Origin of the sequence: Mycobacterium parmense, from assembly GCF_010730575.1 — a bacterium.
Taxonomy (GTDB): domain Bacteria; phylum Actinomycetota; class Actinomycetes; order Mycobacteriales; family Mycobacteriaceae; genus Mycobacterium; species Mycobacterium parmense.
The window spans coordinates 4,344,073-4,357,072 of record NZ_AP022614.1 but is presented as its reverse complement, the minus strand read 5'-3'; the positions used below and the strand labels follow the sequence as shown (position 1 = coordinate 4,357,072).

General features: G+C 67.0%; 10 protein-coding genes. 9 read left to right on the top strand and 1 reads right to left on the bottom strand.

Annotated features, from left to right (window positions below):
* A complete protein-coding gene (locus tag G6N48_RS20080) occupies window positions 1–1,461 on the bottom strand; it encodes an EspA/EspE family type VII secretion system effector (RefSeq protein ID WP_085270530.1) in 1,461 nt (486 codons plus the stop codon).
* Between the two features lie 485 nt (window positions 1,462–1,946).
* On the opposite strand from G6N48_RS20080, the gene G6N48_RS20075 reads away from it, so the two are divergent.
* The 9 genes from G6N48_RS20075 (at window position 1,947) to eccCb (ending at window position 12,899) form a co-directional block, all read left to right on the top strand.
* Window positions 1,947–3,269, top strand: coding sequence for an EspA/EspE family type VII secretion system effector (locus G6N48_RS20075; RefSeq protein ID WP_161494234.1), 1,323 nt, complete (start codon window positions 1,947–1,949; stop codon window positions 3,267–3,269).
* Between the two features lie 70 nt (window positions 3,270–3,339).
* Complete coding sequence (locus G6N48_RS20070; protein WP_085270528.1) at window positions 3,340–3,657, top strand: ESX-1 secretion-associated protein; 318 nt, start codon at window positions 3,340–3,342, stop codon at window positions 3,655–3,657.
* A 2-nt stretch (window positions 3,658–3,659) separates the two neighbouring features.
* A complete protein-coding gene (locus tag G6N48_RS20065; protein ID WP_085270527.1) occupies window positions 3,660–4,499 on the top strand; it encodes an ESX secretion-associated protein EspG in 840 nt (279 codons plus the stop codon).
* Between the two features lie 31 nt (window positions 4,500–4,530).
* Window positions 4,531–5,130: a hypothetical protein gene (locus tag G6N48_RS20060; RefSeq protein ID WP_085270526.1), complete on the top strand. Its 600-nt coding sequence runs from the start codon at window positions 4,531–4,533 to the stop codon at window positions 5,128–5,130.
* 35 nt (window positions 5,131–5,165) lie between these two features.
* Window positions 5,166–5,717, top strand: coding sequence for a hypothetical protein (locus G6N48_RS20055; protein ID WP_085270525.1), 552 nt, complete (start codon window positions 5,166–5,168; stop codon window positions 5,715–5,717).
* Window positions 5,717–7,438: a type VII secretion AAA-ATPase EccA gene (eccA, locus tag G6N48_RS20050; RefSeq protein WP_085270524.1), complete on the top strand. Its 1,722-nt coding sequence runs from the start codon at window positions 5,717–5,719 to the stop codon at window positions 7,436–7,438. Before G6N48_RS20055 ends, eccA begins: the two co-directional genes overlap by 1 nt.
* A gap of 3 nt (window positions 7,439–7,441) precedes the next feature.
* Complete coding sequence (gene eccB / locus G6N48_RS20045) at window positions 7,442–8,890, top strand: type VII secretion protein EccB (RefSeq protein WP_085270523.1); 1,449 nt, start codon at window positions 7,442–7,444, stop codon at window positions 8,888–8,890.
* A complete protein-coding gene (eccCa, locus tag G6N48_RS20040) occupies window positions 8,887–11,127 on the top strand; it encodes a type VII secretion protein EccCa (protein ID WP_085270522.1) in 2,241 nt (746 codons plus the stop codon). Before eccB ends, eccCa begins: the two co-directional genes overlap by 4 nt.
* Complete coding sequence (gene eccCb / locus G6N48_RS20035; protein ID WP_085270521.1) at window positions 11,124–12,899, top strand: type VII secretion protein EccCb; 1,776 nt, start codon at window positions 11,124–11,126, stop codon at window positions 12,897–12,899. The genes eccCa and eccCb overlap by 4 nt, the downstream gene beginning before the upstream one ends.
* Window positions 12,900–13,000: the final 101 nt, after the last annotated feature.

Sequence of the window (13,000 nt, the reverse complement as noted above, 5' to 3'; positions counted from 1 at the left end):
TCACAGGGCGCGCCGAGCCGGGTCGGGATTTGTGCCCTGATCGGCGCCGGCCGTCGCGGCGTCGAGATCGACGGGTGCGCGCTCGGCCGGTTCGGCGCCCGGGGCCGCACCGTCGGCCGCGTCCGCCGACACGGGTTCGGCGGGGGCAGTCTCTGCCGGCCCGGCATCGGCGGCCCTCTCGGCCGGGGGCGCTGCCGCCGCGCCCTGCTGGCCGATCGTGGCGAGCTGCTGTACCGATCCCATTGTCTGGTTGACGAGGTTCATGTGTTGAGACATCTGGCCGGACATCGTCGCCCCTCGCGCCGAGACCGCTGCCACCTGACTCAACGTCGGCATCGCCCACCCCGGGCCGGCCGGCGCCTGCGGCGCAGCGGTCTCCGGCGATTCTTGTTCAGTCGGCTCTGCGGGCCCGTCGTACAGGTCGTCTCCGCCATACCGAGCTGTGCCATCGCCCCGGGCGCTCCGCGAGCTCACCGCGGCCAGTGGGCCCTGATGGGAGGACTCAGCCGCTGTCTGCGACGCCATGCCCATCTTGAGAATGTCCTCGAAGCTCGGAGCACCCGAAGGCGGCGCCGTCTGCAAAGCCAGGCTCAATCCGTCCGGGACCTTCGCGCCCAGCGCCTCCAGGTCGGCCAAGATGGCCGCCGCCATATCTTTGTATCTCTGGATGACCGCCTGCGCCCCGGCCGCGGTGTGGTCGCGGGAATACGTTGCCATGTCGCCCACCATGTAGTTGACGCCGGCGAGCGCGGCCGCCGATACCGACAACTGGAAGATGTAGGAAGCCGCGGGCTTCCAGGCATAAAGCGCGACGGCGACGAAAATACACCCACCCAAGCCGTCCTTGGTGATGGCGATTTGCTGTCGATAGTATTTGTTCTTGGCGGCGGTGTCGTCGATCAGCTTCTTCGTGGTCACATCGTCATCCATCAGTTTCCTGATGCGCTCCTGCTGTGTTTTGTTGCGTGCGGCATAGGCATCCGCCGCACTGCCCTGCCATCTTCCGTCCGGGAGTGCGCTCCCCACTTTGTCAAGGGCCTGACCCAGCGGGTAAGCGGCGCCGGTGGGGCCGAACTTGTCTCCCTTGACGGGACTGCCGCCCGGGCCGAATGTGAATTCCTCCAAGGTGATGATGAAGATGGCCCACTCGATGATTTCCGCACCTCTGGTCCATTTCTCATACTTATCTTGGATCGATTTCAAGCCCGCCGCGTTTCGCTCCTTTTGCGAGAGCGTATCGCGCGCCGAATTCCAGACGAAATCGTCGGGCTTGAAATTCTTTATCCCCTGGTCCGCCCACTTCTTGACGCCCATCCTGGTCAGGCTGGCGGCGGTCGAAAAGCTGCCCACTCCAACCGCTTCCCAATCCTTCGCGTACACGTTCTTCCCCAGCCCGCCGGCCATGCCGACGACAGACTTCGCATCGCTGACCGTTTTGAAGAGCGCGGGCCAATTCACCACGGCTTTGACCTTCCTGAGAGCCGGAAAGGGCGTTTCGGGGAGCGTAACACCGCGCTCACCGGCCCCACCGCACCATTTTTTGCGCCGTTGCCGCGGTGGCGCGGCCCGCTGTCTGCACACGCCGGAGATGGTCGTGCGACTATGCGACGAGGGCGATTTCGGTGCGCAACCGCGCGGCAGAGTCGAAACCGCTCGGCCCCAATTGGATTGGCGCATCGGCGCGCTTCACCTGGCCACCCGGGCGTCAACCGTGCCGGCCGGCGCGTGACGGCACGGCCGAGGCCCGGTCAACGGGCGCCCGAGCCCGGATGTTCACCGCGCGGCCACCGTTGCGCAATGTTGCGGTGGCGCCTCCCGCCGGAGCGGTCGAAGCTACTGGCCCGCTTGAAAATTCGTGCACTCTGCCAGGCCGGGTCGCTGTTAGGCTCGAAACACCGTGCACGAGGTCGGTGCACAAATCAGCGAGCGCGAAGGGATGCACCGCGGTGAGTCGTTTAGCAGGCATTCATGACCTGGCGTACTGCTTCCAGCGGCTGGGGGGTGCGGGTAGCGCCGGCTACGCAGAGGATTGGGTGGGCCTTGGAGCCAACCTCGGCGCGCTTGCCGGCAAGGCGATGTGGTACGCGAAGGGCCAATGGAAGTCCCTCGTGGACGCGTTGGCCAAGTCAGGAAAAAGTGTCTTGCCGACTCCGACGGCCATTATCGACGTGACGATGGTGGTGGTCTCGGTGGTGGACCTTTTCAACGGCTTCGGGCCGCCCGACAAGGGGGGCTCATTCACCAGCGGTGTGGACAAACTCGACAACGTCAAGCTGCAGCTCGAGGCGGCCGTCGTCGACCCGCGGGATTGGGACGGTGACGCGGCGAAGGCCTACACCGCCCAGCTCGCGGCGTTGCAAGCCCTCGTCGAGACGATGAAAGATCTGGACAAGCAAATGCAAGCCCTCGTGGCCAACCAGGGCGCCGAGGTGCAGAAGGCGCACACGGCTATCTCGGTGACGTTGTTCGCGCTCGTCGTCGCTCAGGGGATCGCGCTCGTGCTCTACATGATTCCCATTGTGGGAGCAGAGATTTCGTGCGCATGGCAGATCGTCGCCGCCTTCGCGGCATGCGCGACAGTCCTGGCGTTCGAGATGTTCACGCTGGCCAACTCGATGTCGCTCGGTCACGAGATCAACGCGCTGGCCCTCGAGTACGGCGACGTGCAGAAGAACGCAACACTGTCGGCGGCGTTCGCCCGGATCGAGGTGGCCGCCGCGCAGCAATCGACGTTCACCAGCTTCACGGCCATCTCCGAGAGCATGGCCGGCATGTCCGCGTTCGCCAACATGCCGACCGTCTCCTCGTTGGCCCGGATGGCAGGCACCGCGGGTGAAGGCGCCGCCGCCGACGCGCAAGCGAAGATGACCGCGCTCGAGGAACCCCCCGCGGACGGCATCCCGGAGGGCACACCCGGGGTTCCGGACACCGGGGCCGCCCCGGCATTCACACCACCCACCCTGGCGCAGGTGAGCGCGGCGTCAGGGCAGGCCGCGAAGATGTCCGGACACATTTCCCAGCACATGAACCTGGTGAATCAGACCATGGGGTCGGTTCAGCAGGTCTCGTCGATGGGCCAGCAGGGCCAGCAGGCCGCGGCGCCCGCCGAGGATGCCGCCGCCGAGGGCGCCGCGCCGGCGGAGGCTGCGCTCGCCGACGATGCCGAGGGCGCCGGGGCCGGCATCAACACCGACGGCGCCGAGCGCGCGCCCGTCGATCTCGCGGGCGGCGGCCAATCGGGCACGTCGCAGTCGGAACGTTTCGTGTGATGCGGGACGCGGTCCGGATCCCGACGAGCCCGAGTTGTTTTCAGCGTATACCCAGCGTGGAGGAGACCCCGTGGCGAACCTAGCCATCACCCCCGATTACCTCGAGAAACTGGCCAAGAAGCAAGACGATGCGTCGAGTAAGGCCCGCGACGCGGCCACGGCGGCGTCCGGCATCGAAACCGCGGTGTGGGTGACGCACGGCGTGATCAGCGGCGTGTCGAACAGCGCGGCCACCGCCGCCGAGGGGGTGCGCCGCGGCGCGGCGAACAACATCGCGACCGCCGCCTCGGACCTCGCGGCGAAGCTGCGCACGGCCGCCCAGACCTACACGGGCGTCGACCAGGACACCAGCGAGAACCTCAACAAGCAGGTACACGAACGGCGCTGATCATGTCCGTTCCCCTCAATGGCGGCCGCGCGGGACTCGTCGACGATGTCGTCGGCGTGGAGGTGACCGTCGACGGCATGCTGGTGATCGCCGACCGACTGCACCTGGTTGAATTCCCTGCGGCGCTGGGGATTCGGCCGAACATCCCCCAGGAAGACCTGCGCAACCTGGTCTGGGGGCAGGTGGAGCGGGACCTGATCGCGCAAGGGGTGCTGGACCAAGACGGGCAGCCGCACCCGACGGTAGCGGCGATGGTCGACACTCTCGGCAGGCCGGACCGAACCCTGGAATGCCGGTGGTGGCGGCGCGACGCCGGCGGCGTGATGATCCGATTCGTGGTGTGCCGCAAGGACGAACGCCATGTCATCGCCGCGCGCGACGGCGACCTGCTGGTACTCCAGATGGTGGCTCCGCAGGTGAGCCTGGCAGGCATGGTCACCGCCGTCCTGGGTCCCGCCGACGCGGCGCGCGTGGAACCGCTGACCGGCGTGGCTGCCGAGCTGTCGGTGTGCACCACCGCAGCCCAGTTGGCGCAGTACGGCCTCGCCGCAACATCGGCCCGGATCTATGCCGATATCATCGCCGACCCGAGTGGATGGGTCGAGATCGTTGCCGGACAACGTCATTCAGGCGGGACGTGCACACACACCGATGTCGCCGCCGGTGTGCTGGACTCCGCATACGGCCGGCTGGTGTCGCTGCCGCGCCGCGTCGGCGGCGAACTGTATGGCAGCTTCCTGTCCGGCACCCAGGAGAACCTGCAGCGCACTCTTGACGCCCTGCTGGAGTTCCTTCCCGCGCGAGCCTGGCTGGACCACCCCGAGACCTCCCCTGCGCACTGAGCGCGAAGCCACCGACACAGAAAGGGACACCATGCCCGCACACGACCGCGACGATCTCGACGCCCTTGATTTCTACGAGCCCGACCACACTCACCGCGACGGCGACGCCGGTGCGGACGCGCTCGACTTCTCCGGCGTCGATCATGACGGCGGTGACGAGTCAGCCGTCGACGCCCTGGACGAATACGTGCCTGCCCAGCCCGCCGACGAGAGTGAGCTGGACGCCATTCACGCACAGGCCGGCGCCTCGGCACCAGAGGAAGAGGACGAAGGCGAAGCCGTTCAGACTTTCACGGTCGCCAACCCTGCAGACACCGTGTCGGTGTCGGCGCTCATCGACGGCAGGACGCAGCGGGTGGAGCTGTCGGCGAAGGTGACGAGCATGACCGAGCACGAGCTCGCCGAGGAGATCCTGGTTCTCGCGGATCTGGCCAGGCAGAAGGGGCTAGCCGGGCAGCACGACTACGTTCTGGAGAACGAGATCCTGGCAGGAACCATGCGCCAGATGGGCCTGGACCGCAACGAGGTTCTGCGTGACTTCATGGAAAACGGCATCGGTCTACCGACGCCGGAGCAAGCCGAGGCGGCGCAGGCGGAAGTGTTCGCCACCCGATACGCGACCGATCACTGAGCGATCGGTCCCCCATTCGTCCGAGAGAAGACACCATGCCCCAGCATCCGTTCGACAGCGACGATGACGATCTCGCCGCCGCCCTTGACTTCTCCGGCTCCACCGCACCGGTGTCCGACGAAGACGACGGCGAGTATTCGGCCGGCGCCGACGATTGGCGCGCCGACGTGCCCGCTGAGTCCGGGGAGCTCTCCACCGACCTCGCGGCTGTGAGCGCGCCCGCCGAAGCCATCGAAGGCGAGGACGAGCAGGACGCCGAATCGCTGTTCACCGTGCCCAATCCGGCCGGCACGGTGGCGGTGTCGGCGGTCGTGGACGGTGGAATCCACCAGGTGACCCTGTCGGGCAGGGTGACGAACATGACCGAATCCCAGCTCGCCGAGGAGATCATGGTCTTGGCGCACCTGGCCCGGCAGAAGGGGCAGGCAGCCCAGCACGAGTTCCTGCTGGAGAGCATGCGGGAGTTGGGGGCAGACGACACCGCAGCCATCCGTGACGTGCTGGAGAACGGCATGGAATTGCCTTCGCCGCAACAGGCGTCCGAGACACAGGCTCGGGTGTTCGCGACGCGGTACCAGGCGCAGTGATGAGCGATCGCCATGCCGGTCTGTTCGAGAGCGCCGTCGGCATGCTCCCGATCTCGCAAGCCCGAGCCCTCGAGCTGTTCACCGAGATCACAAACTATGACGAGTCGGCATGTGACGCGTGGGTCGGCCGAATCCGCTGCGGCGACACCGACCGCTACACGCTGTTCCGCGCGTGGTATTCGCGAACCCATTTCGGTCAACTCGCGGGCGCGGCCCAGCTCTCGATGAACGCCGTGGCCGCCAGGGTGCCGATCGGCGGCCCCTACGGCGACATCAGCTACCCGGTCAGCTCGCCGCTGGCGATCACCATGGGCTTCGCGGTCAGCGAAGCGGCACAGGGCAATCACGCGGACGCCATGGAGGCACTCGAGGGCACATCCGTCACCGGTGCCGAGCACCTGGTCTCCTGGGTCAAGGCGGTCATTTACGGCGAGGCACAGCGCTGGACGGACGTCATCGATGAGGTCAGGGGGGCCGGAAGGTGGCCGGACGCGTTCCTGGCCGCCGCGGCCGGCGTCGCGCACGGGGTGGCGGCGGCGAACCTCGGCCTGTTCACCGAGGCCGAACGCCGACTCACGGAGGCCAACGCCACTCCGGCGGCCGAGGCATGCGCCAAGGCCATCGCCTGGTATCTGGCGATGGCGCGCCGCAGTCAGGGCAACGAAGAAGCCGCGGTGGCGCTTCTGGAGTGGTTGCAGACAACTCACCCCGAGCCCAAAGTCGCGGCGGCGCTGAAGGATCCGGCCTATCGCTTGGCGGTCACCAGCGCCGATGAGATCTCGGCCCGCACCGATCCCTGGGACGCTTCCACGGTGGTGGCCGACACCTCCGGCCGCGACAAGCTGCTCGCCGAGGCCGAAGCCGAGCTGGAGCGACAGATCGGCCTCGGCCGGGTCAAGGAGCAGATCGAGCGCTACCGGGCGGCAACGCAGATGGCGAAGGTCCGCGCCGCCCGCGGCATGAAGGTCGCGCAGCCGAGCAAGCACATGATCTTCACCGGGCCGCCCGGTACCGGCAAGACGACGATCGCGCGGGTCGTCGCCAACATCTTGGCGGGGCTCGGCGTCATCCCCGAGCCCAAGCTCGTGGAGACGTCGCGCAAAGACTTCGTGGCGGAGTACGAGGGTCAGTCGGCGGTCAAGACCAGCAAGACGATCGACCGCGCGCTGGGTGGCGTCCTGTTCATCGACGAGGCCTACGCGCTGGTGCAGGAGCGGGACGGGCGAACCGATCCCTTCGGGCAAGAGGCGCTGGACACCCTGCTGGCACGGATGGAGAACGACCGCGACCGGCTGGTGGTGATCATCGCCGGTTACAGCTCCGACATCGACCGGCTACTGGAGACCAACGAGGGACTGCGGTCGCGCTTCGCCACACGGATCGAGTTCGAGTCCTACTCCCCGGATGAGATCCTCGAGATCGCGAAAGTCATTGCCGAAGCCAATGACTCGGCGCTGAGCATGGAAGCTGCGGACAATCTGCTGCAGGCGGCGAAGCTGCTGAGCCAGCGCACGGTGCGTGGCACACCCGCGCTGGACATCGCCGGGAACGGCCGCTACGCGAGGCAACTGGTGGAGGCCGGTGAACAGTACCGCGACATCCGCCTGACCCGGGCCGTCGACTTCGAGAGCCTCGACGAGGAGCGGCTGCGCGAAATCAACGGCCAGGACATGGCGGAGGCGATCGCCGCCGTGCACGCACGCCTGAACATCACCGGGTGATCGATGGCCAGTTTCCGGCTCACCACCAAAGTCCAGGTCAGCGGCTGGCGCTTTCTGCTGCGACGGCTCGAGCACGCCATCGTGCGCCGGGACACCCGGATGTTCGACGACCCGCTGCAGTTCTACAGCCGCTCGGTGGCGCTCGGTGTGGTGATCTCGGTGCTGATCGTGGTCGGCGCCCTGGCGATGGCGTATTTCAAGCCGCAGGGAAAGCTGGGCGGCGGAGACCTTTTCGTCGATCGCGCGACCAGTCAGCTGTACCTGATGGTCTCGGGAGAGCTGCATCCCGTGTACAACCTGACTTCGGCGCGCCTGGTGCTGGGCAACCCGGCCGAACCCGTGGCCGTGAAATCCTCGGAGCTCAACAAGATACCCAGGGGACAGACGGTCGGCATTCCGGGAGCACCGTATGCGACGCCCGTTTCGCCGGATTCCTCGTCGGCGTGGGCGCTGTGCGACACCCTCACCCGACCCGACACCGTCAGTCCCGGCGTGCAGACAGCGGTGATCGCGATGCCGCTGGCCATCGATTCGTCGATCGATCCGATCCTCAAGAACGAGGCCCTGCTGGCGTCTTACCAAGGCAAGGACTGGGTGATCACCGCTGCCGGACGGCACGCCACCGACCTGGCGGACCGCCCGATGACCTTTGCCGTGGGGATACGAGGGACCGCCAAGCCCGCCCCCCTGTCCACGGCGATGTTCAACGCCTTGCCCGACGCCGGATCCTGGCGGCTCCCCCCGATCCCGGGCGCGGGGTCACCCAATACCCTTGGCCTGCCGGAGGAATTGGTGGTCGGGTCGGTGCTTCAGATCCACGCGAGTTCCGGGCCCCGCTACTTCGTGGTGCTGCCTGACGGCGTGGCGCCGGTCAACGCGAACACCGCCGCGGCGCTGCGCGCGATCCAATCGTACGGGCTGGTCGCGCCCCCCGCGGTGGTCCCGAATATCGTGATCGGCCTCCCGGAACTGGTGTACGACTCTCCGCTACCCGACGAGGCGGTCAAGATCGTCTCCCGCCCACAGGATCCCGCGCTGTGCTTCACCTGGGAACGCAAGCCGGGCGAACAGGCGCCGAAGACTGCCGTGCTGACCGGGCGCCACCTGCCCATCCCAGCGTCGGCGATCAACACGGGCATCAAGCAGATCCAAGGCAGCGCAACGGTTTACATCGACGGCGGGAAATACGTCCAAGTGCAGTCACCCGACCCTCGGTACGGCGAGTCGCTGTACTACGTCGACCCGCAGGGCGTGCGTTACGGGCTGCCCGGCCAGCAGACCGCCTCGACCCTGGGCCTCGGTTCGCCCAAGACCGCGCCATGGGACATCCTTCGGCTTTTGGTCGAGGGCCCGGTGCTCTCCAAGGAGGCCGCGCTGCTCGAACACGACACGCTGCCGGCTGATCCGAGCCCGCGGAAGGTTCCCGCCGGTGCCCCCGGAGCGTCCTCGTGACCACCAAGAAGTTCACCCCCACCATGACGCGCGGCCCACGGCTGACGCCCGGGGAGATCACCATCACGCCGCCGGAGGACCTCGGCGTCGACGTACCGGCGTCGGGCATCCAGAAGGCCCTGCCCTACGTGATGGGCGTCTGCATGGTGGGCATGATCGCAATCATGATCTTCACTGGCACCAGGGCGCTTTCGCCCTACATGCTGATGATGCCCTTGATGATGATCATGATGTCGATGGGCATGATGGCAGGTGGCGGAGGCGGCGGCAAGAAGGTGCCGGAGATCAACGCCGACCGCCGGGAATACCTGCGCTACCTGGCCGGGCTGCGTCCCCGGGTGACGGCATCGGCCGGAGCGCAGGTCGCGTTCTTCGGTTACCACGCACCGCATCCCGACGACCTCCTGTCGATCATCGGCACCCCCCGGCAGTGGTCCCGTCCGGCCACCGCCGACTTCTACGCGGCAACCCGCATCGGGACCGGTGACCAGCCGGCGGTGGACCGGTTGATCAAACCCTCCGTCGGCGGCGAGCTGGCGGGGCCCTCCGCGGCGCCCCAGCCGTACCTGGAGCCGGTCGCCAACATGTGGGTGGTCAAATTCCTGCGCACGCACGGGCTGATCCACGATTGCCCGAAGCTGCTGCAACTGCGCACTTTCCCGACGATCGCCGTGGGCGGCGACCCGGCAGGTGCGGCCGGCTTGCTGCGCGCCATGATCTGCCACCTCGCCGTTTACCATCCCCCGGACCTGCTACAGATGCGGGTGCTGACCGAGGACCCGGACGACCCGGACTGGTCGTGGCTGAAGTGGCTGCCGCACGTGGCGCATCCGACCGACACCGACGGAGCCGGATTCTCACGGATGATCAGCAGCCGTCCGGACGGCCTGACCGATCTGGCCGCCCGAGGTCCGCACTCACCCGACTCGCTGCCGGGCGGGCCCTACGTCGTGGTGCTCGATCTGACCGGCGGGAAGGCCGGTTTCCCGCCGGACGGCAGGGCCGGGGTCACGGTGATCACACTGGGCAATCACCGCGGTTCGAACTACCGCATCAGGGTGGCCGACGACGGCACGGCCGACGACCGGCTGCCCGGTCAGTCGTTCCGGCTGGTGACGGAGCACACCGATCACATGTCGCCGCAACAGGCCACCCGCATCGCCCGGAAGTTGGCCGGGTGGTCGATCACCGGGACGATCGTCGACAAGAGAAGCGTGGGCGTTCAGAAGAAGGTGGCGACGGAGTGGCATCAGCTGGTCAACGCCCAGAGCGTCGAAGAGGTGACGCCCGCCCGCTGGCGCATGTATACCGACAAGGATCGTGACCGCCTCCGGATCCCGTTCGGTCACGAGCTCAAGACCGGGAACGTGATGTACCTGGATATCAAGGAGGGCGCCGAATTCGGTTCGGGGCCGCACGGCATGCTCATCGGGACCACCGGGTCCGGGAAGTCCGAGTTCCTGCGCACCCTCATCCTGTCGCTGGTGGCCACGCATCATCCGGATCAGGTCAATCTGCTGCTCACCGACTTCAAGGGGGGCTCGACGTTTCTGGGAATGGAGAAGCTTCCGCACACCGCCGCGGTGATCACGAACATGGCCGAGGAAGCCGAGCTCGTCAGCCGCATGGGTGAGGTGCTCACCGGTGAACTCGACCGCCGCCAGTCGCTGCTGCGCCAGGCCGGCATCAAGGTCGGTGCGACGGGCGCGCTCTCCGGCGTGGCCGAATACGAGAAGTACCGCGAGCGCGGTGCCGAGTTGGCGCCGCTGCCGACGCTTTTCGTTGTCGTGGACGAGTTCGCGGAGCTGCTCTCGGGCCACCCCGACTTCATCAACCTCTTCGACCGGATCTGCCGCGTCGGGCGATCATTGCGCGTGCACCTGCTGCTGGCCACCCAGTCGTTGCAGACGGGCGGCGCGCGCATCGACAAGCTGGAGCCCAACCTGACATACCGGATCGCGTTGCGCACCACAAGCTCCCACGAATCCAAGATGGTGATCGGAACGCCCGAAGCGCAGTACATCACCAACAAGGAGAGCGGTGTCGGCTTTCTGCGCGTCGGCATGGAAGACCCGGTCAAATTCAGCACCCTCTACACGGGCGCGCCCTACGTTGCACCGGCGCGGGCGGAGATCGACGCCGACGGCAACGGTGCCGGCCCGCACGCCGGTCCCAAGAAGCTGCGGATTCGCCGGTTCACCGCCGCTCCGGTCCTCGATGAGTCGATGACGTCATGACGGTCGAACCCAAAGTGCGGGCGCTGAGCGAGGTGGTACTCGATCAGCTCAGCACAACGGAATCGCGCGCGTACAAGATGTGGTTGCCGCCGTTGAAGGACCCCACGCCGCTGGGCGAGCTCATCGAACGCGACGACCGACAACCGCTGCGCTTTGCGCTGGGCATCATGGACGAGCCGCGCCGGCACCTGCAGGGAGTGTGGGGGGTCGACGTATCCGGAGCCGGCGGCAACATCGGCATCGGGGGCGCGCCGCAGACCGGCAAGTCGACGCTGGTGCAAACCTTGGTCGTCTCGGCCGCCGCCACGCACACGCCCCGCCAGGTCCAGTTCTACTGCATCGACCTCGGCGGCGGCGGGCTCATCTATCTCGACAACTTGCCGCACGTCGGTGGGGTGGCGACCCGCTCGGAGCCCGACCGCGTCATGCGCGTCATCGCCGAGGTGCAGGCCATCCTGCGCCAGCGCGAAACCACCTTCAAGGAGCACCGGATCGGCTCGATCGCGATGTACCGGCAGTTGCGCGAAGACCCCGGTCATCCCGTCGCGGCCGACCCCTTCGGTGACGTCTTCCTGGTCATCGACGGGTGGCCGGCCTTCGTCGGCGAGTTCCCGGAGCTCGAAACGCCGGTGCAGGAATTGGCCTCGCAGGGCCTGGCTTTCGGAGTCCACATGGTGATCACCACGCCACGCTGGACAGAATTGAAGTCGCGGGTCCGCGACTACCTGGGCACCAAGATCGAGTTCCGCCTCGGCGACGTCAACGATACGCAGATCGATCGCGCCACAAGGGATATCCCGGCGAATCGGCCCGGCCGCGCAATGTCGGTGGAGAAGCATCACCTGATGATCGGCGTGCCGAGGTTCGACGGCGTGCACGGCGCGGACAACCTGGTGGAGGCGATGACGGCGGCGGTGAATCAGATCGCCGCCCTGCACACCGACCGGGCGCCACGCGTCCGGGTGCTGCCGGAGCTCATCTACCTGCACGAGCTCGACCCCGACCCGCCCGGACCGGAATCCGACTACAGGACGCGCTGGACGATCCCGATCGGAGTGCGCGAGAGGGATCTGTCGGTCGCTCACGCGCACATGTACACGACCTCGCACCTGTTGATCTTCGGCGCGGCCAAGTCGGGCAAGACGAGCACCGCCCATGCCGTCGCCCGGGCCATCTGCGCCCGCAACAGTCCTCAGCAGGTCCGATTCATGCTTGCCGATTACCGCTCGGGATTGCTCGACGCTGTTCCGGACAGCCACCTGCTCGACGCGGGGGCGATCAATCGCAACAGCACCACCCTGGACGAGGCGATCAAAGCGCTGGCGACCAATCTGAAAAAGCGGTTGCCGCCGGCCGACCTGACCAGCACACAGCTGCGGTCGCGCTCGTGGTGGACCGGATTCGATGTCGTTCTGCTGGTCGACGACTGGCACATGATCGTGGGCGCCGCCGGCGGAATGCCGCCCATGGCACCGCTGGCCCCCCTGTTGCCGGCGGCGGCGGACATCGGACTGCACATCATCGTCACGTGCCAGATGAGCTACGCCTACAAAGCCACCATGGACAAGTTCGTCGGCGCCGCCTTCGGCGCGGGCGCTCCCACCTTGTTCCTCTCGGGCGACAAGCAGGACTTCCCGTCGCGCGAACTGCAAGTCAAACGCCGCCCGCCCGGCCAGGCTTTTCTGGTCGCCCCGGAGGGCAAAGAGGTCATCCAGGCTCCCTACATCGATCCCCCCGAAGAAGTGCATCCAGCACCGTCAACGGACGGTTAGGATTGATCCGTCGCCCGGCAAAGGAGCAGAAAAACGGCGAGCGATAACGGAATTGACGGTTGAGTTCCTGCTTACCGTGGCGGAATCGGATCGTGTTCACG